Source organism: Flavobacterium lindanitolerans (genome assembly GCF_002846575.1).
Classification (GTDB): Bacteria; Bacteroidota; Bacteroidia; order Flavobacteriales; family Flavobacteriaceae; genus Flavobacterium; species Flavobacterium lindanitolerans.
The window spans coordinates 739,786-762,134 of the sequence record NZ_PJND01000007.1 but is presented as its reverse complement, the minus strand read 5'-3'; the positions used below and the strand labels follow the sequence as shown (position 1 = coordinate 762,134).

The following is a 22,349-nucleotide window of genomic DNA, read 5'->3' as shown; positions in this document are numbered from 1 at the left end:
AATTAGACGTTTTTTTCTTCTCCCCAAGAGGCCAGCTCTTCCGGAGACCATAATTCTGGAAAAAATATCCTTCTTTGGTATTTTGGATGCATGTATTTTTTCCAATCGCTTCCACCGGTGGCTTCTCCGTCACCTTTGCCGCTTCCGTCAATATATTTTTTTGCGGTATTCAAATGCTGCATGACCCATGTAATGTTGACCGTATGGTCATAATGGCGCATGGCTTTGATTAATTCTTCATTTTTCTGGTCCTGTTCCGGCAATTCTTTGAATTTACGCCATACGTTTATCGTATTGTATTCTTCCATATAGCTTAAGAACTGCGGTTTGTATTTTCTTTCAAATTCTTTAAGCAGGTATGATTTTTCACCGGTATGATAATCTTTTCCTGCGGCCTGCCAATAAAGGTGTTCTAAGGCATGCTCATAAGGCGTATTTCTGTCAATTGTTTTTCTGAAACGATAATCAATCAGGTTAATCAGGTCTGTAGAACAAAACTCAATCAATCTGTATTGTGCACTTTGGAAACCACTGGCCGGAGTCAGCGTATTTCTGAATTTCATATATTGTTCGATTTCCATTCCATCACCCATAATGTCGAATGAAGTGGTCAGCATATCGAAATAACGGCTGATTCGCATCAGCTTTTCTGTAAAATATGATGTTTCCGGTTTTGGGGTATGGCAGAGCTGTTCCATTTCCCATAAAATCATCTTGAACAATAACTCGTTTACCTGATGGTACATGATAAAAACCATTTCATCTGGTAATGTTGTTCTTTGAATCTGTAAATTTAATAAGGCATCCGTTTGAATATAGTCCCAATAGGTTATTGGTTTGGACCAAAGCAACCCTTCGAGGTGGGTTTCGGTTTTTTGATTTATTGCCTGAAATTTTTCTTCCAGTTGATCTAACTGATCTTTAATATTGGGAGTAATATCCATTTTTATTTATCTGCTATAATTTTGAAAGGATGTATCAATCCTTTGTATCCGTCCAAATCGGCTTTAAGAGAACCTACGGCCAGACTGGCCTTGATTCGTAACGGAATTCTATTCTCATCGTCTGAAATCCAGACTGTTAAACTTTCTTCTTCTTTAAAAACGCGACCTGCCTGAACATAAGGCCTGAAGATCATCGTATTTACTTTTCCAAATTTAGTTTTTAAAACTTCTCGACCCATAAATTTTAACTTAAACTTTGTGGTTTCGTCGTCAAAAAACATATCAATAACAATTGACTCGCCTACTTTTAATTTGTCGATTGTCGGGTGGTTTCTTAAAAAATAGAATGAGGAAACTATGTCCTGAACGTTCTCAGGAACAGAAATGGTTTTTTCCGAATTTTTCTTGTAGTCTTTAACCAGTACGTTATTTGCTGACTGGTTAAAAAAACCTTCCTGATTTTTGGTATAGCCGCCTTCATTAATCTTTCTGACAAATTGGTAAGGCTGTCCGGTTTTCTTATCGAAATAACTCTGGTAATCGTCATTTACCTTAAAGAAAAATTTTGTCATGCCGGTCGTATAACCGTTTCCTACAGCATGGAAAACTTTTTTCCCGTTTTTGGTAGCTTCTTTGACTTCAAGCGTGGCGTAACCCGCATTGACCAGGCCGTAATGTATTCTGAATTTGAACCATTCACCAACATCAAAAGCTTTATTGTCCTGGGCCTGAAGGTTCGCAGTTGCAAACAATAATAATATTATAATCTTTTTCATAATTCAATTTTATATGTCTTCCAACTGTTAATACAATTTCTATTCCAAAAGTATTAAAACAAAAAAACCCAGTCAAAGATTATGACTGAGTTTTTATGCTATTAACCAACCAAAAAACTATAAATTATGAAAAATTTACATAAAAATCGAAGGAAACCACTCCCTCTCTTTTTGCGGGTGCAAAGGTATGCAATAATTACATTATTACAATTAAAAAATCAACTTTAACACAATATTAGCAAAAAATAGTTTTTTGAAAGGTTTGATTTTGCATTATTCTCAGAAAATTATACCATTCTATAAAGTTCCTCTTTTTTCTTGCTCTCTTTCGATAGATTCGAATAAAGCCTTGAAGTTTCCTGCTCCGAATCCGCGGGCTCCCATTCTCTGAATGATTTCAAAAAACAGTGTTGGACGGTCCTGAACCGGTTTTGTGAAAATCTGAAGAAGATACCCTTCCTCATCAGCATCAACCATGATTGCCAGTTTTTCAATTTCATTCAGGTCTTCCTTCATCATTTTCATGTGCTCGCCCAATCTTTCCGGAACTGCTTCATAATAGGCTTTTGGCGGAGCCGATAAGAACTCTACTCCACGAGCTTTCAATTGAGAAACCGTTTTGATGATATCGTCTGTTGCTATAGCGATGTGCTGTATACCAGGGCCGCCATAGAATTCCAAATATTCTTCAATCTGTGATTTTTTCTTTCCTTCAGCAGGCTCGTTGATAGGGAATTTGATTCTTCCGTTTCCGTTTGACATTACTTTACTCATCAAAGCAGAATACTCTGTGTTGATTTGCTTGTCATCGAACGAAAGGAAGTTTACAAACCCCATTACATCTTCATACCATTTCACCCACGTATTCATTTCGCCCCAACCTACGTTTCCAACCATGTGGTCAATGTATTTGAAACCTGTTGGCTCCGGGTTGTAATCTGATTTCCATTCTTTATATCCCGGCAGGAATACGCCTGTATAGTTTTTTCTTTCTACGAACATATGGACTGTTTCGCCATAGGTATAGATTCCGGCACGAACCACTTCTCCGAATTCATCTTTTTCAACAGTTGGCTCCATGAAAGGTTTTGCGCCTCTTTTTGTAGTTTCTTCAAATGCACTTCTTGCATCTTCTACCCAAAGCGCAGCCACTTTCACACCATCTCCATGTTTTCTGAGGTGGTCATTCAATACTGAATCTCCGTTTAAAGGTGTAGTCAACACCAAACGGATTTTATCCTGTTTTAAAACATAGGAAGCCCTGTCGCGAACTCCTGTTTCCAAACCGGCATAGGCCAATGACTGGAAACCGAAAGCTGTTTTATAATAATGTGCAGCCTGTTTTGCATTGCCTACATACAATTCAACATAATCTGTTCCTAACAGCGGAAGGAAATCCTGTGCCCCTTCAAATATTTTTTCTAATCCGTATTCTACTGATTTTACTTCTTTACTCATTTTAGTATGTTTTTCTAACCCTGGCAGGGTTTAGAATCCTGCCAGGATTGTTAGTTGTTTTTTGTTTTATTTGTTTTTTATTCTACCCAGGACTTATAGTATTGCCCGTCGTCCAATCCCATTGCTTCTTCGGTTACCATCAGCGGACGGAATGTATCTACCATAACTGCAAGTTCTTCGGTTTCTGTTTTTCCAATACTTCTTTCCATCGCACCCGGTGCCGGACCGTGAGGAATTCCTTTCGGATGCAACGTAATGTGCCCCTGCTCAATGTTGTTTCTACTCATAAAATCGCCGTCAACGTAATACAGTACCTCATCACTGTCAATGTTACTGTGGTTATAAGGAGCCGGAATCGATTTTGGGTGATAATCATACAGTCTTGGACAGAAAGAACAAACAACAAAAGTTGATGTTTCAAAAGTCTGGTGTATTGGCGGTGGCAAATGCACGCGTCCTGTTATTGGTTCAAAGTTATGAATACTGAACCCGTAAGGAAAGTTATATCCGTCCCAGCCTACTACGTCAAAAGGGTGAGTAGCATATACTACTTCATGAATCATTCCTTCTTTTTTAATTTTAATGAGGAAGTTTCCTTTTTCATCGTAGGTTTCCAGTTCGGATGGCAATTTGAAATCTCTTTCACAGAATGGCGAATGTTCCAAATGCTGTCCGGATTGGTTCTTATATCGTTTTGGCGTATAAAAAGGCGCAAACGATTCTACATAAAACAAGCGGTTATCCGAAGTTTCAAAGTCGATTTGGTAGATAATCCCTCTTGGAATGATAAGATAGTCTCCATATTCAAAAGGTATATTTCCCATCATCGTACGCAGGGTTCCTTTTCCTCTGTGGATGAAAATCATTTCATCAGCATCGGCATTTTTATAGAAATAGTCGCGTAATGATTTTTGTGGAGCCGCCAAACCTATGGTGCAATCCTTATTGACAAGCATTGCTTTTCTGCTATCCAAAAAATCTTCCTGAGGCTTCAATTCGAAACCTTTAAACAGTAATGACTTGATGTTTTTACCAATGGCAATTTTAGGTTCAACCGAATACGAAGCTTTGATTTCCTTCACTTGTGTTGGTCTGTGAACATGATATAACAGAGAAGAATGCCCATGAAAACCTTCTGTACCAAAAAGCTGCTCGTAGTAGAGTCCGCCATCCGGTTTTTCAAATTGCGTATGTCTCTTTTGGGGGAAATTCCCCAATTTATGATATAGTGGCATAATTATTAGATTTATGAATTATGAATTTAGTTTTTGGATATAGAATCCAAAAACTCATTCCGGGTTTCTCTTAATAAGAAACTTTAAATGTGCCAATAAACCTTCCCAACTCGTATTCATAGTCACAAATATCGGAAAAATTAATTTTTTCACCTTATTTCTTGTGAAATATTTATAAAAAGGAAAAAGGCATTACTGATTGTAAAATTTTTCAGTAATGCCTTTATTTATTTTAGAAAAAAACTATCTGCTTTTTTTATAGCTGTAAGCATAAATCAGGGCATGAATTGCCGCGAAAATCAATGAGAAATAATACAAGAAAGTATCATCTATGTTCGGGTCTCTATGGTGGATGATTGCCACTATCACTAAGGCTACAACCATTCCTAATCCGGAACCGGCTACTACTTTAAAGCTGTCTAAGCTGAAGTTCCCTTTATTCAGGATACTATGTTTCATTCCGTAAAACAGGTAAAGGTCAAAGCCAATCATCATCCAAACGATTAATCGAATCCAGGTATCCAATGGTAAAAATACCATCATAAACAAGCAAACCAGTACACCGGCAATAGGCACAAAAGGAACCAAAGGTGTTCTGAACGCTCTTGGTGCATCCGGCATTTTTTTACGCATTATCAATACGCCAATACAAACTAATATGAAAGCGAATAATGTTCCGATACTTGTCATTTCCCCTACAACCCTGGCAGGCACAAAGGCCGCGAAAAGGCTCACGATTACCATGAAAAGGAAGTTGTTTTTTGCAGGAGTTCTGAATTTTGAATGTACTTCAGAAAACACTTTTGGCATCAGACCGTCTTTACTCATCGAGAAGAATACACGGCTCTGCCCCATAAGCATCACTAAAATTACAGAAGCATAACCTCCTAAAATCGCCAAAAGAATCGCATTGTTAAGCCATGGATAGGCTGGCGTAATCATTCCGTCTGCTCCGGCAGAACCCATCGCTTCTACTGCAATTGCCACAGGTGCGATACCGTCTTTTCCGGCAAATGCCTGATAATTTACCACCCCTGTCATAACGTGGGCAAAAAGAACATATAAAACTGTACAGATTGCCAAAGACAATAATATTCCTATAGGCATGTCTCTTTTTGGGTTTTTAGCCTCCTGGGCTGCCGTAGAAACAGCATCAAAACCAATATAAGCAAAGAATACAATAGCTGCTGCCCTGATAATTCCGGAAAAACCAAATTCGCCAAAGGTTCCTGTATTTTCAGGAATATAAGGTGTATAGTTTTCAGGTCTGATATATTGCCATCCAACAGCAATAAAAATCAATACAACGCTGACTTTTAAAAGCACGATGATTCCGTTTACGAAAGCCGATTCTTTGGTTCCTCTAATCAATACCAGCGACATCACCATAACAATCAATACGGCAGGAAGATTGATTATTCCGCCTTCAAACGGCGAAAGCATATAGGATTCATCCAGATGGATGCCGTAACTGCTTAGAAATTTTCCGAGATATCTGGACCAGCTAATCGAAACCGTAGCGGCACCAACCGCATATTCCAGCACCAAATCCCAACCAATAATCCAGGCAACAAATTCTCCCATTGTCGCGAAGGAATAGGTATAGGCACTTCCGGCTACCGGAATCATTGAAGAAAATTCCGCATAGCATAAACCGGCAAAAACACAGCCAAATGCGGCTACTAAAAAAGAAATCGTAATTGCAGGACCTGCATTCATCGATGCGGCAAGACCTGTTATCGAAAATAATCCGGCTCCTATTATCGCTCCTATTCCTAAGGCTACTAATCCTGGTGCGGTTAATGTTTTCTTTAAGCCTTTTTCATCTTCCGATGCTTCTGCCAGTAATTGTGGTAATGATTTTCTTTTCCAAATAGACATAAATTTGATTAGTTTAGTGTTTATTGGTTCCAAATATAGTTTTTTTTATGGAATAATTAACACATAAACAAGAGATATAATTTTTTGGAACCGATTCTTTAAAACCAGAATCCTATGCTAAACCATGTCTGATGGTCTTTGGTTTCCGGCGACCAGGAGTGCTTGATTTCTACAGGCCCAATAATTGTTTCCAGACCATATCCAAAAGCATATCCTGAAAAATTCGGCCTGTCAATCCAATTGCTTGTATCAAAAATCTTATTGCCTATGTTGGCATAGTTTGCCGTGAAGTTTAGGTGGTTTTTTCGGAATATCTCGTAATCAACACCAACAGCCCCTTTGATATAGCTATTTCCGGAAAGGCTTACGAAATCATATCCATAGAAATGCCTGAAATTATTAATCATATTGTAGCCATAGCCTCCCAATACGAAATCAAAAAACGGAACGGTTTGTTCGCCTACTGTAAAGCCGGCTTCTGACTGCAGGTTTAACGTAAATCGGTTAAAGAAAGTTTTGGAGAAAGCCATTTCTCCTTTCAGTATGCTGAAATTCTGGTATTCTTTCGTATAATCCGACGAATACACAAAAGACTGGAAATCACCACAAAAAAGGAATCCGTTTTTCGGAAAATATTTCTTGTCAAAAGAATCGTATTTCAGATAGGCAATAATGCTTACATAATCACTGTTTTCCAAAATAGGGTCTGTTGCTTCAAATGTTTTTGTCTTGATCTTCAGATGTTTAAATTCAGCCCCGGCACCAATAAGAAACTTCTGTGCAAAAATAGTCTGGAAATAGGCCTGATTGGTAAAATCAGAGTAATCGATATTGATAGAACTCAAGCCAAAAAGATTCAGGAGTTCCCCATTATTAAAATCGGTAAGTATGTTACGGTTAAAGGTATTGTATCGGGATTTAAGACCAAAACTCCAGTAAAACCCATTATCAATATAATAGTCCAGATAATATCTGAAATTATCACCCAACCCTATATCTAGAGAAACAATATCGTTCTTAAAAAGAAGCTTTTTTTGGGTAACGTTCAACAAAACGGCACTTTTGTACAAGCCATCATAATGAAGCCCGAACTTCAGATAAGTCTTTATAGGATTTTCTACCAAAGTCATGCTCAATACATCATTTCCAGATGCCGATTTGGAAAACGAATAGCCAATACCGCTAAAGTTTTGGGTAGCGCTCAATGTATTGATTCCCTTATCGAGGTCCTCGTAGCTAATTTTAGTTCCTGCCTTAAACCCAAGTTTCCCGATTACATAGGTGCGGTTATAATTTTCAAGCTGATTCGTTTTAATTTCACTTACAAACAGGCTGTCCCTTTGCAACGGAACCATTCTTTTTACAGGTTTTTCGGCATTTCCTACTTTTTGAATCTGGTCGATTACTTTTCGCGCTGCATCTTCTCCTGTTTTAATAATCTCATTGCCTTGAGAGAAAGAAATAACAGAATAGGCCGTAATATCGGGTTTTATGTAAATATCCGTCGCTTTCCTTTTGCGGTCCATTTTCTGAATCATCTGCATGTTCGATATCTGGACCAGTATTTTTGTAGCATCTGTCAAGGCATCCCTGTCTTTCAAATCGTCCTGAACATCAACACCAATAATGACATCTGCCCCAAGATTTTTTACTTCCAGAATCGGATAATTATTGGTTACACCTCCATCAACCAGCAATTTACCGTCAATTTCAACAGGCATATATAAGGATGGCAGTGCCGCACTAGCTATCATTGCCTGTGGCAGTGAACCTTTGTTCAGCAGTACTTGCTGTCCGGTTTCAATATCTGTGGCAATACACAAAAAAGGAATGGGCAATTGGTTAAAATCCCGTATATGCCTCACATTGTGCGTCAGCTTGTTGAGCATATTGAAGTTATACAGTCCTTTTGACAAGGCTCTCGGAATACCAATCTTCATTTTTTTGAATGGTAATGTGAGCGCATACAGCTCATCATTCCTTTTTTCGTAGAAGTTTTTAGTCGACCTTGGAATATAATCCTGAATCAGGGCATCGTAATCTGTCGTCTTGAAAATGGAGTCAATTTGGGTGGCGCTGTATCCCGAAGCATAGAGCCCGCCAATAATCGCTCCCATGCTGGTTCCACCAATATAAGAAATCTCCACTCCCGATTCTTCCAACACCTTTAAGACACCTATGTGGGCCAGTCCTTTTGCTCCTCCTCCACTTAAAACCAATCCTACTTTTGGTTTTTTCTGCTCTTGTGAAAATACAACCGAGACAGAAAACATCAGCAGAAGTATAAGAGCTATTTTTTTCATAGGATAAGTTACTTGGTGGAATTGTAAAAGTCGGTAATTTTTTTGGCTTTTGAAACACCTACAACGTCAGAAATTTCTTTTTCTGTTGCCTGAGACAATCTTTTAACAGATTTGAAGTGTTTTATAAGTGTAATCATAGTTTTTTCACCTATTCCGGGTATAGTTTCTATTGATGTTTTTAAGGCACCTTTGCTTCTTTTATCGCGATGGTGGGTGATTCCGAAACGGTGTGCCTCATTTCGCAATTGCTGTATTACTTTCAGGGTTTCGGATTTCTTGTCCAGATACAACGGAACTGAATCACCCGGATAGAATAATTCTTCCAGACGTTTGGCTATACCAATAATGGCTATTTTGCCTCTTAAATCTAATTCTTCCAGACTTTTTAATGCGGAAGACAGCTGGCCTTTTCCTCCGTCAATAATGATGAGTTGTGGCAATGGCTGATTCTCATCCAACAGCCGTTTGTATCTTCTGTATACGACTTCTTCCATAGAAGCAAAGTCATTGGGCCCTTCAACGGTTTTGATATTAAAATGGCGGTAATCCTTTTTGCTTGGCTTCCCATCCTTGAAAACCACACAGGCAGCAACAGGATTGGTTCCCTGAATATTGGAGTTATCAAAACATTCGATATGTCTTGGTTCGACAGAAAGACGGAGGTCCTTTTTCATCTGCGCCATGATTCTGTTGGTATGGCGATCCGGGTCGACAATCTGTAATTGTTTCAACTGGTCCATACGATAGAATTTCGCATTTCGGATGGAAAGTTCCAGAACCTGCTTTTTATCACCCAATTGCGGAACCGTCACTTTTATATTTTCTCCCAAATCAACTTCAAAAGGCACAATCACTTCTTTTGACAGCAGTCTGAAACGTTCTCTCAATTCCACTATAGCCAATTCCAACAGTTCTTCGTCTGATTCGTCCAGCTTTTTTTTCAGTTCCATTGTATGGGAGCGAATAATGGCGCCATGGGAAATCTGCAAAAAATTGATATAGGCCATGCTTTCGTCTGAAACGATAGAAAAGACATCCACATTCGAAATCCTCGGATTGACAATTGTAGACCTTGACTGGTAGTTCTCCAGAGTTTCAATCTTGTCTTTTATTTTTTGCGCCTCCTCAAATTTCATTTCTGCTGCGAGATTTTTCATCAGCGTCTTGAAATCTTTCAGGCTTTCTTTAAAATTTCCTTTTAATATTTCACGGACAGCCTCAACATTGCCTTGATATTCTTCCAAAGACTGATATCCTTCGCAAGGTCCTTTGCAATTTCCTATATGATATTCGAGACAGACTTTGTATTTGCCTGAATTGATATTTTCACGCGAAAGGTCATAATTGCAGGTCCGTAACGGATAGAGCTCCTTAATCAAATCCAAAAGCGTATGGACTGTTTTAAAGCTTGTATACGGACCGAAATACTCCGAACCGTCCTTTATCATATTTCTTGTGGTGAATATCCTTGAAAACGGCTCTTTCTTGATACAAATCCACGGATAGGTTTTATCATCTTTGAGCAAGACATTATATCGTGGCTGGAGTTTTTTTATCAGGTTGTTTTCCAGCAGCAGCGCATCTGTTTCTGTAGGCACCACTATATGCCTGATAGAAACAATTTTACGAACCAACACATTGGTTTTTCCGTTGTCGTGCAGCTTATTAAAATAGGATGAGACACGTTTGCGAAGATTTTTTGCTTTTCCTACATACAGAATCTTATCATCCTTGTCATAATACTGGTACACGCCCGGTCCGTCGGGCAAAGTCTGAATCTGAAGTTCAAGAGGAGTTCGCATCTTACAAAGTTAGTTTCAAAAATCTCGAATTGCAAGCGCCCCATTTCAATTTTTATGTGGTTTTGGGAAATATTTAGCGTTCTGAATCCCAATTTTTATACATTTATATTTTTAAACACAACATGGCGCAACCTACTTATAAAAGCCTTACTATTTTGGGCGAAACCATACTTCCTGGCGAGAGCCGGACCCTGAATATGGAAATTGCAAAACTCCATACGATGACGAAGCTGAAAATTCCCGTAATTATAGAACGCTCCGAAATCGAAGGTCCGACTGTTTTATTTTCGGCAGGACTCCATGGCGACGAAATTAACGGAATCGAAATTGTCCGGCAGCTTATCGTTCAGAAAATCAACAGACCAAAAACAGGCACAATTATCTGTATTCCAGTCATCAATGTTTTTGGCTTTTTGAACCGAAGTCGGGAATTTCCGGATGGGCGAGATATGAACCGGGTTTTTCCCGGCAGTAAAAATGGCTCGCTGGCCAGTCGTTTTGCTTACTATCTCCTAAAGGAAATCATTCCGAATGTTGATTATTGTATCGATTTTCATGCGGGAGGTGCCAGCCGTTTTAATGCGCCGCAAATACGCATTGTCCCCAACAACCATGAACTAAAGGCATTAGCCGATGTATTCCATGCGCCTTTTGCCCTGTACTCCAAAAATATTTCCGGCTCCTTCCGAAATTCCTGTGACCGACTGGGTGTAAAAATGCTGTTGTTTGAAGGCGGGAAATCACTTGACATCAATGAATCAATCACACAGCAGGGTGTTGAAGGAACCAAACGTTTTCTCGATTATTTCGGAATGCTGAATCCCAAACGAAAGGCAACTAATGCTGAGCAAAAAATTATTTATATTGAAAAGTCAGCCTGGGTACGCGCCAAAGCATCGGGTTTGTTTCATGGTCTGACAACCATAGGATCTTATGTAGAAAAAAGTCAGATACTGGCTACCATTTCTGATCCTTACGGAAAAGTAGAATATAAAGTAAAAGCACCAAACTCAGGATATATTATCAATGTTAATGATGCTCCTATTGTATATCAGGGCGATGCCATTTTTCATATTACAACGGCATTGGAAAATCAGGGCTGAAAAACAAAACAAATGCACAAGAAAGAATTACGATCAAAATACAAGGCTTTACGCGCTGAACTTTCACATGAAGATATAGAGGAACGAAGTCTGGCCATTGCCAATCAGGTTGTCCGGATGGATATCTGGGATAAATTATACTATCATACCTTTCTGCCTATTAGCGAACACAAGGAAGTAGACACCGAATTCCTATTACAGGTACTGGCCGGAAGGGACAAAGAAATTGTGGTTTCAAAATCAGATTTCGAGACCCGAAAAATGACCCATTTTTTATTGACTGACAATACCCGATTCCAAAAAAACGAATACAATATTCCGGAGCCAGTGGATGGAATCGAAGTACCTGCTGATAAAATAGATGTAGTTTTTGTGCCGCTACTTGCTTTTGATAAAAAAGGACATCGTGTGGGTTACGGAAAAGGATTTTACGATCTTTTCTTATCCGGATGCAAAAAAGACGTGCTGAAAATCGGATTATCATTTTTTGAAGCGGAAGAAGAAATTACCGGTGTCTTTGAAAATGATGTTAGGCTTGATTTTTGCGTAACACCTGATACCATTTATAAATTCTAAAATCGTAACTTTAAAACAAAAAAGATGAAAACTACTTTAAAACTATCTATCGGATTGCTTTTGCTTTGTTTTGCCTTTTCAATTTCAGGATGTAGTGCAAGTATCAGCACCGGAACATCGAGCAGATCCAGTAAGTCAAAACCGTTACCTCCTGGACAGGCAAAAAAAGTGACTGGCGAAAAAAGTGCTAAAAAATATGCCCCGGGACAGAACTAAGCCAGTTCTGAACGTTTGTTAGAGCCTGAAAATGCTTTTTTATTAAAAACAATCAATATACCTACTCCGGTAGATATGGCCATGTCTGCTATATTAAAAATAGCATTAAAAAAGGTAAAATGTTTGCCTCCCCAGATTGGAAGCCATGTAGGAAGATTGCCTTCCCAGATTGGAAAATAGAACATATCGACTACTTTTCCGTGAAACCAGGTACCATATGGCTGATCGGAGAAAAGTGTCGCAACCTGCCCATGGCTATCGTTAAAAATTACACCATAAAAAACAGAATCGATAATATTTCCGAAAGCTCCTGCCAGAATAAGTGAAACAGCTACAATCAGGTATCGGGAACTGTTTTTTCTGACTGAATCCCAAAGCCACCAGCCAATTCCTGTCACGGCTACAAGCCTAAAAAGCGTCAAGAACAGTTTTCCATAATCTCCGGGTATTTTTGTTCCCCAAGCCATTCCTTCATTTTCTACAAAACAAATCTGAAACCAATTTCCTACAACATTAATCTTTTCTTCAAGAGCAAAATTTGTTTTGATATAAATCTTAGATATCTGATCTACGATAAGAATTAGGATAACTAATAAATATGCTTTTTTTAATGACATTTTCTTTATTTTATTGCGCAAAAATAGGAATATTATTTATAAAATCACTTGACATGATGAGTTCGTTTTGGCTCTGCTTTTAAATATTAAAAAAACGCTCCTTATATGGGAGCGTTTTTGTTATCTGTTATTTTAAAAGCAACTATCGCTGCAGGTTTTTGGCTTCGATACTCATTGTAGCATGAGGAACGATTTTAAGCCTTTCTTTGCTGATCAGTTTTCCTGTCACTTTGCAAACACCGTAGGTTTTGTTTTCTACTCTGAAAAGTGCATTTTTTAAATCACGGATAAACTTTTCCTGACGGATTGCCAATTGAGAGTTCGCTTCTTTCGACATCGTTTCGCTTCCTTCTTCGAATGCCTTAAATGTAGGAGACGTATCGTCTGTTCCATTGTTAAGGTCATTCATATAGGCGCTTTTGATCAAATCTAAGTCTGCTTGTGCTTTTTGTATTTTTTTTAAAATAATTTCTTTGAACTCTGCTAGATCAGCGTCTGAGTATCTTGCAACTTCATCTACCATATTATATTATTTTGAAATTAATATACTTGTTTTTATATCGTCAAACTCAATTTCTATACCGTTTTCTACTTTATCCAGAATTATCAGCTCTTCTGTCAGCGTTTCAGCTTTGATATAATCCTGATTTGCCTGTAACGCTTCTTCGATAATTCCGTCTTTCTGGACCTGTACCTTAATCTTGTCCGTTACCTCAAATCCAGAGTCTTTCCTGATATTTTGAATACGATTGACTAATTCCCTTGCAACTCCTTCTTTTCTCAATTCATCCGAAATGGTAATATCCAAAGCTACAGTAATTCCGTTTGCATTGGCTACCAGCCATCCCTCGATATCCTGAGAGGAAATCTCTACGTCTTCAGAGGTTAAATTAATACTTTTCCCTGATATAACAATATCCAGCGATCCGTTTTTATCCAATTCATTGATCTGTTCCTGAGAGAAATTTTGTATTTCTTTGGAAATCAGACCCATATCTTTACCAAAACGTGGTCCTAATGCTTTAAAATTAGGCTTAATCTGCTTCACTAATACACCGGAAGCATCATCAAGCAACTCAATTTCTTTTACATTTACCTCTGCTTTTATCAGGTCAGACACGGCTTCAATCTCTGCTTTCTGTTTGGCGTCAAGCACCGGAATCATTACCTTTTGCAGGGGTTGACGCACTTTTATCATCTCCTTTTTACGTAGTGACAACACCAATGATGAAATCGTTTGTGCTTTCTCCATTCTGCTTTCTAACGATTTATCAACAAAGTTATCAGCATACTCCGGAAAATCGGCCAAATGTACGCTATCGAATGTTTCCTTATGTGTTGCCTGTGTTAAATCTCTGTAAAGCCTGTCCATAAAGAACGGCGCGATAGGAGCGCTTAGTTTGGCAACCGTTAAAAGACAGGTATACAGTGTCTGATAGGCCGCAATCTTGTCTTGTGCGTATTCACCTTTCCAGAATCTTCTTCTGCACAAACGAACGTACCAGTTGCTCAGATTTTCCTGAACAAAGTCCGAAACAGCTCTTGCTGCTTTGGTAGGCTCATAATCCGCATAATAACTGTCTACATTTTTAACCAGAGTATTCAATTCAGACAATATCCAACGGTCAATTTCCGGCCTTTCCTGTAATGGCACTTCGGCTTCCGAATAAGAGAAACCGTCAATGTTTGCATATAAGGCGAAGAACGAATACGTATTATATAAGGTTCCAAAGAATTTACGACGTACTTCGGCAACTCCTTCAATATCAAATTTTAAGTTATCCCAAGGATTGGCATTTGAAATCATGTACCAACGCGTAGCATCGGGACCATATTCTGCCAATGTCGTAAACGGATCTACGGCATTGCCCAAACGCTTAGACATTTTTTGTCCGTTTTTATCCAATACCAAACCGTTTGAAACCACATTCTTATAAGCTACCTTATCAAAAACCAAAGCAGCTATCGCATGAAGCGTATAGAACCATCCACGGGTCTGGTCTACTCCTTCTGCAATAAAATCAGCCGGAAAGTCTTTGTTTCCGTCAATTTTGTCTTTATTCTCAAAAGGATAATGCCACTGTGCATAAGGCATCGCTCCCGAATCAAACCATACATCAATCAGGTCGGTTTCACGTTTCATCGGTTTTCCGGAAGGCGAAACCAAAATAATTTCATCCACCACATTTTTATGCAGGTCTACCAAATCATAATTCGCTTCCGACATGTTTCCGATTTCAAATCCCTTAAATGGATTTTCTTTCTGGAAGCCTGCTTCGATTGATTTTTCAATAGCGTTATACAGTTCTTCAACAGAGCCAATGATTACTTCTTCTCTTTTGTCTTCGGTTCTCCATATTGGCAACGGAATTCCCCAGTATCTCGAACGTGAAAGGTTCCAGTCGTTGGCATTTTTCAACCAGTTTCCAAAACGACCTTCTCCGGTAGATTTCGGTTTCCAGTTGATCGTTTCGTTCAGGTCGAACATCCTGTCTTTTATATCCGTAACCTTGATAAACCAGGAATCTAACGGATAATACAACAATGGTTCGTCTGTTCTCCAGCTATGCGGATAGCTGTGTACGTATTTTTCAACCTTAAAGGCTTTGTTTTCTTCTTTTAAACGGATCGCAATTTCAACATCTACCGATTTCTCCGGAGCCTCACCTGTATTATAATATTCATTCTTTACATATTTGCCGGCAAACTCACCCATATGCGAAGTGAATTTTCCTTGCAGGTCTACCAACGGAACCGGCGTACCATTTTCATCCAAAACCAACATTGGTGGAACTTCCGGCGTTGCTTCTTTCGCCGCTTTGGCATCGTCTGCACCAAATGTAGGAGCCGTATGAACGATTCCGGTACCATCTTCTGTAGTAACAAAATCACCTGAAATTACTCTAAATGCATTTTCAGGGTTCTGGTATGGTAATGCAAACGGCAATAGCTGCTCATAACGGATACCTACCAGGTCAGCTCCCAAAGCCTCGGCTACTATTTTATACGGCAATTGCTTGTCTCCACTTTTTACTTTATCAAAATCAGCTTCTTCCGTACTTTCAAAATAACCTTTACCAAATTGTTTTCCAACCAGGTTCTTTGCCAAAATAACGTTTACCGGTTCAAATGTATATTGGTTAAATGTCTTTACAAGAACATAGTCAATTTTTGGCCCTACAGTAAGTGCCGTGTTCGATGGCAATGTCCAGGGCGTAGTCGTCCATGCCAGAAAGTGGATATCGCCAAAACCTTGTAAAAAGGACGGTAATGTTTCCGGAAGAGCTTTGAACTGTGCTACTATGGTAGTATCAGTCACATCACGGTAAGCTCCCGGCTGGTTGACTTCGTGAGAGCTCAATCCGGTTCCGGCTTTTGGAGAGTATGGCTGGATGGTATAACCCTTATAAAGCAAACCTTTATCATAAATCTGTTTCAATAACCACCAAACAGTTTCCATGTATTTTGACTTATAGGTCACATACGGATCCTGCATGTCCACCCAATAACCCATTTTTTCGGTCAGGTCATTCCATACATCGGTATAACGCATCACCGTTTTTTTACAGGCTTCGTTGTATTCTTCAATAGAAATTGTCTTTCCTATATCTTCTTTGGTAATTCCCAATTCTTTTTCGGTTCCCAATTCTACCGGCAGTCCGTGCGTATCCCAGCCTGCTTTTCTTTTTACCTGAAAACCTTTTTGAGTTTTATAGCGACAGAAAATATCCTTAATAGCACGCGCCATTACGTGGTGAATACCCGGCAATCCGTTTGCTGAAGGCGGTCCTTCAAAAAACACATACGGGCTATTCCCTTCACGTGTGGTTACGCTCTTTTCAAATATTTCTCGTTTTTTCCAGAAATCAAGTACTTCAGATGCCACTGTTGGCAGGTCAAGTCCTTTGTATTCAGTAAATTTTGTACTCATTTTTATCGCTTTGTAAAATCAATTTGCGAAAGTAATGAATTTTTTAATTAGTTATACCGTATCAGATGTTCGTTTTTCAGAAGATTCCGCTGACTATCAGGACTACTTTTCATGTTATCATGATTTAGAAATCAAAATAGGCTCCCATCATAAACTTTAACAATTTTTACAGATTTTCTGTAATATGAGTTTTCCGCATGGACCTAGATTTGCCAGAAATTATATTTTTATTCGTAAAATGTTACATTTCTATAATAAAAATTTATTTCTTTGCGTTTTAAGACAAATTAACAGGACTTAACTTAAACAAATACAGGCACATGAAACCCAACAGACCCTTCCCGGCCAGCCTGGCTGCCGGACTGTGCTTCCTGCTTTCTGCGGGAACCCTCAACGCCCAGGACATCCTCTGGGAGAAATCCTACGGGGGAAAGCACTCCGAATACCTCTTCGACGCACAGCCCACGCCCGACTACGGGTTCATACTCGCGGGAAGCTCCCTCTCCAAAAAGACCGGAAACAAGACAGAGGCCGCCGCGGGAGACCTCGACTACTGGGTATGGAAGATGGACGAGAAGGGGGAACTCGACTGGCAGAAATCCTTCGGCGGCTCAGGTGCCGACCTGCTGCAGTCCGTAAGGCTCACCCGTGACGGCGGTTTCATCCTCGCCGGCACCTCAGACTCTCCAAAAGGGGAACAGAAGAAGGAGGACGGCTTCGGGAAGGAAGACTTCTGGATAATAAAACTCAACGCCAAGGGAGGCGAACAGTGGCAGCGCACCATAGGCGGCTCCGGACAGGAACTGCTGCAGAGCGTCGTGCCCACCTCAGACGGCGGATACCTGCTGGCAGGCTCCTCAAGCTCTGCCAAAAGCGAGAAGCTTGCCGCAGGACAGCCCGACCCGTTCGGGAAATCCGAAGCGGGGTTCGGCAGCCTGGACTACTGGGCCGTAAAGCTCGATCCCGAAGGGAAGATTGAATGGCAGAGGGTTTTCGGGGGGCAGTATGCCGACCAGCTCCGGAGCGCCGTGCAGACACGCGACGGCGGGTATCTGCTGGGAGGCTCCTCCAACTCGCCGGAATCCGGAAACAAGTCCGAGAAGTGCTACGGCATGTCAGACTACTGGATCATAAAGCTCGACGCGAAAGGCGGGGTCGAGTGGCAGAAAGCCTACGGGGGCGAGGGCGACGACCAGTTGCAGGCGGTACTGCAGGCCAGGGACGGGAATTTCCTGCTGGCGGGAAGCTCCGCTTCCGCAACCACCGGAAACAAGAACGCCTCCAACGGCAAGGGAACCGACTTCTGGCTGCTGAAGATAGACACATCAGGCGAAACTCTATGGCAGAAGACCTACGACATCGGCAAGGCGGACCTGCTCACCTCCCTTGAGGAAAGCCGTGACGGCTCGCTGCTGCTGGGAGGCCATGCCCAGAGCGAGGCCTATGCCACAAAGAAAAAGGACCGCGAGGGAATCAACGACTATATCGCCATCAAGACCGACGCCAATGGTGAGGAACAGTGGACGCAGACCGTAGGAAGCGGAGGCGAGGACATACTGCGCAAGGCCATAGAAACCCGCGACGGGGGCTACATCCTGGCAGGGACCTCCATGGGCTCGCCTTCGCGCGACCGCTACTCCGGACAGGGGCGCAACGACTTCTGGGTCGTGAAACTCAGGGACAAAAAGAAGAAGGAGGAAAAGAAAAACCCTATCGAGGCCTACCCCAACCCTACCCTGCACTACACCAACGTACTGGTAGGCTACGAGTTCCAGAAAGGGACGGCCACCGTCTACGACCTTTCCGGAAGGCAGCTCCAGCACTTCGACATTAACGACCGAACCGTGCCCGTAGACCTCGGCGGAGTTCCGGAAGGAATCTACATCATAGAGATACGGACCAACGTGCAGGAAGACGCCGTGAAGGTCGTAAAGGCAATCAACAGACAATAACAAGACATTACAGACATCATGAAAACCATATACATATCAATTATAGCCGCACTGGCGCTTCCCTTTTTGGGATTCGGACAGGGCAATATCGGAGGCACCAATAATCTACTGCCATCCATCACACGCCCTTCGCCAACCGTGGCACAACTAATGAAGGTCGAAGAATCCAGCCTGGACCATTATACGGGACAGCCGCAGATTGCCGTACCTCTTTTCACCACCAAGGCGGGAAATCTTGACGTGGGCCTTACGCTTTCCTATAACAGCTCCGGAATACGTGTCAACGAAACTTCCGGATGGGTAGGAAAAGGCTGGAGCCTGGAAACGGGAGGGGTCATATCAAGAAGTGTGGTAGACCTGCCGGACGAAATCGAAACGGACAACCATAAGGGGGCAATCGTAAGCGGACTCTATGATTTTTTTGAAGCGCCTGATGTGAGTGAAACAAGAAGGCAGTTTGCCTACGATGCACAATGGGGCACGCAGGTGGATCTGGACAGCAAGACAGACATCTACCAGTTCAGCTTCTTTGGCAGGACCGGAAGGTTTGTATTCATAAAATCCGGAAACACACTGCAACCTTCCATCATAGGAAACGACGGCGACTACAAGATAGAACCGGTATACACTAATAATCCCCTGCCTAATATGTATCCTAAAGAGATAACCTCTTTTATCATTACCGATGATACGGGTAACAGGTACTATTTTGACCAGATTGAAAGGACGGAGAAAAAAGACGTCACATTTGTTTATACACAGGAAGGCTGCGACAACCCTGTCGCACCAAGCGACCCACTTAATATAGGAAAGTTCATAAGCGCCTGGCACCTCTCCAGGGTTGAGGACGCCAACGGTATCAGGTTGCTGGATATTTCCTATGTGGACAGGCTGGAAAAGCCAAAAGCTCCCATATCAAGTACCGAATATATTGGACGCGACCTACAGTATGTCTTTTCAGCAAACTTCCCATCCTGTACCCCAACGATGAAATGCGCCCTGAAACCCAGAAAAATAACCAGCCAGCCATTCCGGGACATCCAGACCAAAAAAATAAGCCGTATCAGTTTCCCGGACGGAAGCAGCATACGCTTCCACCTGTCCGCCTCCCATCCCGAATACATTGACGGGAAGGGAACCTATCTTACAAAGATAGAAGTGTACAACGCACAGGATGCGGCAGCCGTCCGCACCTTCGACTTTGGCTATGCAGGTGACGGTATCGGTGCCTCTGCCAACGCACTGTTTCTGGACAAAGTGAAAATCAACGGTTCCGATACGGACAGGTATGCCTTCGACTACTACAAAAGGGAAATCTATCCCGGATTTGGCACAGACAACAGGGACAGTTTTGGCTATGCCAGCTTCGAGCCTTCCTATGATGCGGCAAGGACTGGCGTACTCTCAAAAATATCGTACCCGACCAAAGGCGTACGTGAATTCGATTGGGAGCCCAACACCTACAGCTACAGGGGCGACAGGCTGCTCACCTTTGTTGAAATCTTCAACAATCCCGATAATTATACGACAGATCCTGCAAACATCAATGATTCCTTTATCAATTCGGCAACAACACGCCCCTACACCATCATCCAGGTCAATTTCGAGCAGGATGCCTTTGTCTATTCCTCCACATCCTATTCAGGAACAGAGGCATTCGACATGGCCAATTCCATCCATATCGTCCCGATAGTATCGGTTACGGACCAGACCGTGGACACGACCCGTCCCGATGCGGGCTATCCAATCGGAACAAATGAGACCATCCATAGGTTCATTCACCTCAAACAGGGTGCCTACAAGGTGTATTTCGGATCCCTAAACCAGACCGTTTCCAATACCGAAAAAATCAGCGGCAGTATCGACATCATGATAAAAAAGCCGACACGCCACCTTAACTGGTTCCTTTACGGAGGAGGGCTAAGGATAAAGGACATCCGGGACAAGGACAGGAACATAAACCAGATGGCGAAGGGCTTTGCCTACAACTTCGAGAATCCGGGCATCACACCTACAGACCTTCCGTTCTATCCTTATCCGGGAGGAGGGAGTTTTACCCTTGCCTTTTCAAGCGGTTCGCTGGACGGGTCTGAAAATCTGGTACGCGAATATGTGGTAAACATAGCCCCTATATACAACATCCCGGGACAGTTGGATAATCCTATAGAATACCTGGTACGCGAACAGCAGAGCGAACTCGACGCCCAGCTCCAGAAAGGCAGTTTCATAGGCTACAAGAACGTATTCGAATATGCCTATCCCAACGTGTTTGCACCGGGCGCACCAATATTCAAGTCAAAAATAAGATATGTCTTCGACTCGCCTATAGATTTTCCGTCGGATGTCAACACCTATTATCCTCCGATGCCAATCCGCGGTGACGAGTACAAACAGTCCAATGTAAGGAAAATCGAATACTTCGGCTCTGGAGGCGTTGGTCTTGTAGCAACAGAAGACTTCAGGTACAACTATGATGATGGCAGTATCAAGATACCGGTAAAAAAGAACCTGCACTTCCTTACCAACGATAATAACATGTCAGGGTTCTGCCAGCAGGTCAGGACCCTATATACCAGCTACCAGCGCCTGAAAAACAACACGATATCGGCCTTCCAATATGCCATTTCCTGCACCGGCGCGCCTTCTGCCCTGGCACAGGCCTTCCATGATGAGGACAAGTCGATATGCACAAGTCAGCTCACCCTGGGCTTTATGTTTATTGAAGACTACCGCTACAAGAGCCAGGTCACAGAGCGCATAAAAAAGGAATATTTCCCATCGGGCATAGTGGAAACCAGGGAAAACTTTGCCTACAAAAACGGTTACAAGAGGCTGCATACACAGACTTCCCTTTCCTCGTCAGGACAGGCGCTGGAAACCCTATACCTTTATCCTGACGACTCCCAAATGACCCCCGCTGAAACTCCTTATAAGGCCGAACTCATTGCAAGGCACATGATTGGCGTGCAGCTGAGGACGGTAAACTACAGAAACGGGCTGCCGGTTTCTGCGCAAGAGACGCACTATGGGATGTTCTCTCTCCCTGCCGACCCTTCAAATCCAAACCCGCCCGCCGTAGGCGGCAACACGCTCCTCCCGCGGTATGTCTTTGCCAAAAAAGGTGACAATGCTTTTGAAAGAAAAGTTAGCTTTGACAGCTATGATAGTAGGGCCAACATAACCCAGTACACTCCAGATGCAGGCGCACCAGTAAGCATCATCTGGGGTTACAGGAACAGCTTGCCAGTTGCCAAGATAGAAAATATGGCCTTTTCTGCACTCCCTGCGGCACTTGTCACACAAATACAGTTAGCAACCCATGCCCAACTGCCCCAAAAGCTGGAGGAATTGCGTACCCATACGGCCCTTGCCGGGGCAATGCTTTCTGCCTACACCTATAGACCCCTTGTAGGTAATGATACCGAAATTGATCCGAAAGGCTCCAAGATATCCTACAGGTACGACACGTTTGGCAGGCTGGAGGAAGTAAGGGACACCCAGGGCAACCTGATATCCCACAACAGATACCAATACAGGACACAAAACTAAACAGAC

16 protein-coding genes are annotated in these 22,349 nt (G+C 41.9%); 6 read left to right on the top strand and 10 right to left on the bottom strand.

Going from position 1 to position 22,349, the window contains the following annotated elements; genetic code table 11:
* Positions 1-2 precede the first annotated feature (2 nt).
* From B0G92_RS03375 to uvrC, 7 genes are all read right to left on the bottom strand, one after another.
* On the bottom strand, positions 3-944 hold the full coding sequence (locus B0G92_RS03375; RefSeq protein WP_180326396.1) for a tryptophan 2,3-dioxygenase family protein: 942 nt from the start codon (positions 942-944) through the stop codon (positions 3-5).
* A 2-nt stretch (positions 945-946) separates the two neighbouring features.
* A complete protein-coding gene (locus B0G92_RS03370; RefSeq protein ID WP_101471102.1) occupies positions 947-1,720 on the bottom strand; it encodes a DUF3108 domain-containing protein in 774 nt (257 codons plus the stop codon).
* Between the two features lie 297 nt (positions 1,721-2,017).
* Positions 2,018-3,178 carry a 4-hydroxyphenylpyruvate dioxygenase gene (gene hppD, locus B0G92_RS03365; protein WP_056067524.1) on the bottom strand — a complete coding sequence of 387 codons (1,161 nt, stop codon included), beginning with the start codon at positions 3,176-3,178 and terminating at the stop codon, positions 2,018-2,020.
* Positions 3,179-3,255: 77 nt separating this feature from the next.
* Positions 3,256-4,413, bottom strand: coding sequence for a homogentisate 1,2-dioxygenase (locus B0G92_RS03360; RefSeq protein WP_101471101.1), 1,158 nt, complete (start codon positions 4,411-4,413; stop codon positions 3,256-3,258).
* 243 nt (positions 4,414-4,656) lie between these two features.
* On the bottom strand, positions 4,657-6,294 hold the full coding sequence (locus tag B0G92_RS03355) for an amino acid permease (protein WP_101471100.1): 1,638 nt from the start codon (positions 6,292-6,294) through the stop codon (positions 4,657-4,659).
* A gap of 98 nt (positions 6,295-6,392) precedes the next feature.
* Positions 6,393-8,597: a patatin-like phospholipase family protein gene (locus B0G92_RS03350; RefSeq protein ID WP_101471099.1), complete on the bottom strand. Its 2,205-nt coding sequence runs from the start codon at positions 8,595-8,597 to the stop codon at positions 6,393-6,395.
* 8 nt (positions 8,598-8,605) lie between these two features.
* Positions 8,606-10,399 (bottom strand): excinuclease ABC subunit UvrC, encoded by a 1,794-nt coding sequence (gene uvrC, locus B0G92_RS03345; RefSeq protein ID WP_056067516.1) that lies wholly within the window; start codon positions 10,397-10,399, stop codon positions 8,606-8,608.
* Positions 10,400-10,521: 122 nt separating this feature from the next.
* Between uvrC and B0G92_RS03340 the strand changes: the two genes are divergently transcribed.
* Genes B0G92_RS03340 through B0G92_RS03330 form a run of 3 tightly spaced genes read left to right on the top strand, consistent with a single transcriptional unit; the run spans position 10,522 to position 12,294 of the window.
* Complete coding sequence (locus tag B0G92_RS03340) at positions 10,522-11,502, top strand: succinylglutamate desuccinylase/aspartoacylase family protein (RefSeq protein ID WP_245867678.1); 981 nt, start codon at positions 10,522-10,524, stop codon at positions 11,500-11,502.
* A gap of 12 nt (positions 11,503-11,514) precedes the next feature.
* Complete coding sequence (locus B0G92_RS03335; protein WP_101471098.1) at positions 11,515-12,078, top strand: 5-formyltetrahydrofolate cyclo-ligase; 564 nt, start codon at positions 11,515-11,517, stop codon at positions 12,076-12,078.
* A 24-nt stretch (positions 12,079-12,102) separates the two neighbouring features.
* A complete protein-coding gene (locus tag B0G92_RS03330) occupies positions 12,103-12,294 on the top strand; it encodes a hypothetical protein (RefSeq protein ID WP_056067512.1) in 192 nt (63 codons plus the stop codon).
* Here the strand turns inward: B0G92_RS03330 and B0G92_RS03325 are convergent.
* From B0G92_RS03325 to ileS, 3 genes are all read right to left on the bottom strand, one after another.
* The gene (locus tag B0G92_RS03325) at positions 12,291-12,911 is read right to left on the bottom strand and encodes a lipoprotein signal peptidase (protein WP_101471097.1); all 621 of its coding nucleotides are present in this window, start codon (positions 12,909-12,911) and stop codon (positions 12,291-12,293) included. The genes B0G92_RS03330 and B0G92_RS03325 overlap by 4 nt on opposite strands.
* Positions 12,912-13,053: 142 nt before the next feature.
* Positions 13,054-13,434, bottom strand: a complete 381-nt coding sequence (locus B0G92_RS03320) for a TraR/DksA family transcriptional regulator (RefSeq protein WP_056067507.1) — start codon at positions 13,432-13,434, stop codon at positions 13,054-13,056.
* Between the two features lie 6 nt (positions 13,435-13,440).
* Positions 13,441-16,842 (bottom strand): isoleucine--tRNA ligase, encoded by a 3,402-nt coding sequence (gene ileS, locus B0G92_RS03315; RefSeq protein ID WP_101471096.1) that lies wholly within the window; start codon positions 16,840-16,842, stop codon positions 13,441-13,443.
* A gap of 34 nt (positions 16,843-16,876) precedes the next feature.
* Between ileS and B0G92_RS16835 the strand changes: the two genes are divergently transcribed.
* From B0G92_RS16835 to B0G92_RS03305, 3 genes are all read left to right on the top strand, one after another.
* Positions 16,877-17,002, top strand: a complete 126-nt coding sequence (locus tag B0G92_RS16835; RefSeq protein ID WP_259462845.1) for a hypothetical protein — start codon at positions 16,877-16,879, stop codon at positions 17,000-17,002.
* A gap of 160 nt (positions 17,003-17,162) precedes the next feature.
* Complete coding sequence (locus B0G92_RS03310) at positions 17,163-18,794, top strand: T9SS type A sorting domain-containing protein (RefSeq protein WP_101471095.1); 1,632 nt, start codon at positions 17,163-17,165, stop codon at positions 18,792-18,794.
* A gap of 18 nt (positions 18,795-18,812) precedes the next feature.
* Positions 18,813-22,343 (top strand): RHS repeat protein, encoded by a 3,531-nt coding sequence (locus B0G92_RS03305; RefSeq protein WP_101471094.1) that lies wholly within the window; start codon positions 18,813-18,815, stop codon positions 22,341-22,343.
* Positions 22,344-22,349: the final 6 nt, after the last annotated feature.

Excerpts from the sequence above, each read along its gene's own strand:
- B0G92_RS03360 (WP_101471101.1), bottom strand. The coding sequence starts at position 4,413 with ATGCCACTATATCATAAATTGGGGAATTTCCCCCAAAAGAGACATACG.
- B0G92_RS03310 (WP_101471095.1), top strand. The coding sequence starts at position 17,163 with ATGAAACCCAACAGACCCTTCCCGGCCAGCCTGGCTGCCGGACTGTGC.
- ileS (WP_101471096.1), bottom strand. The coding sequence starts at position 16,842 with ATGAGTACAAAATTTACTGAATACAAAGGACTTGACCTGCCAACAGTG.
- B0G92_RS03375 (WP_180326396.1), bottom strand. The coding sequence starts at position 944 with ATGGATATTACTCCCAATATTAAAGATCAGTTAGATCAACTGGAAGAA.
- uvrC (WP_056067516.1), bottom strand. The coding sequence starts at position 10,399 with ATGCGAACTCCTCTTGAACTTCAGATTCAGACTTTGCCCGACGGACCG.
- B0G92_RS03330 (WP_056067512.1), top strand. The coding sequence starts at position 12,103 with ATGAAAACTACTTTAAAACTATCTATCGGATTGCTTTTGCTTTGTTTT.
- B0G92_RS03340 (WP_245867678.1), top strand. The coding sequence starts at position 10,522 with ATGGCGCAACCTACTTATAAAAGCCTTACTATTTTGGGCGAAACCATA.
- B0G92_RS03370 (WP_101471102.1), bottom strand. The coding sequence starts at position 1,720 with ATGAAAAAGATTATAATATTATTATTGTTTGCAACTGCGAACCTTCAG.
- B0G92_RS03355 (WP_101471100.1), bottom strand. The coding sequence starts at position 6,294 with ATGTCTATTTGGAAAAGAAAATCATTACCACAATTACTGGCAGAAGCA.
- B0G92_RS03325 (WP_101471097.1), bottom strand. The coding sequence starts at position 12,911 with ATGTCATTAAAAAAAGCATATTTATTAGTTATCCTAATTCTTATCGTA.
- B0G92_RS03350 (WP_101471099.1), bottom strand. The coding sequence starts at position 8,597 with ATGAAAAAAATAGCTCTTATACTTCTGCTGATGTTTTCTGTCTCGGTT.
- B0G92_RS03320 (WP_056067507.1), bottom strand. The coding sequence starts at position 13,434 with ATGGTAGATGAAGTTGCAAGATACTCAGACGCTGATCTAGCAGAGTTC.
- B0G92_RS03335 (WP_101471098.1), top strand. The coding sequence starts at position 11,515 with ATGCACAAGAAAGAATTACGATCAAAATACAAGGCTTTACGCGCTGAA.
- B0G92_RS03305 (WP_101471094.1), top strand. The coding sequence starts at position 18,813 with ATGAAAACCATATACATATCAATTATAGCCGCACTGGCGCTTCCCTTT.
- hppD (WP_056067524.1), bottom strand. The coding sequence starts at position 3,178 with ATGAGTAAAGAAGTAAAATCAGTAGAATACGGATTAGAAAAAATATTT.
- B0G92_RS16835 (WP_259462845.1), top strand. The coding sequence starts at position 16,877 with ATGAATTTTTTAATTAGTTATACCGTATCAGATGTTCGTTTTTCAGAA.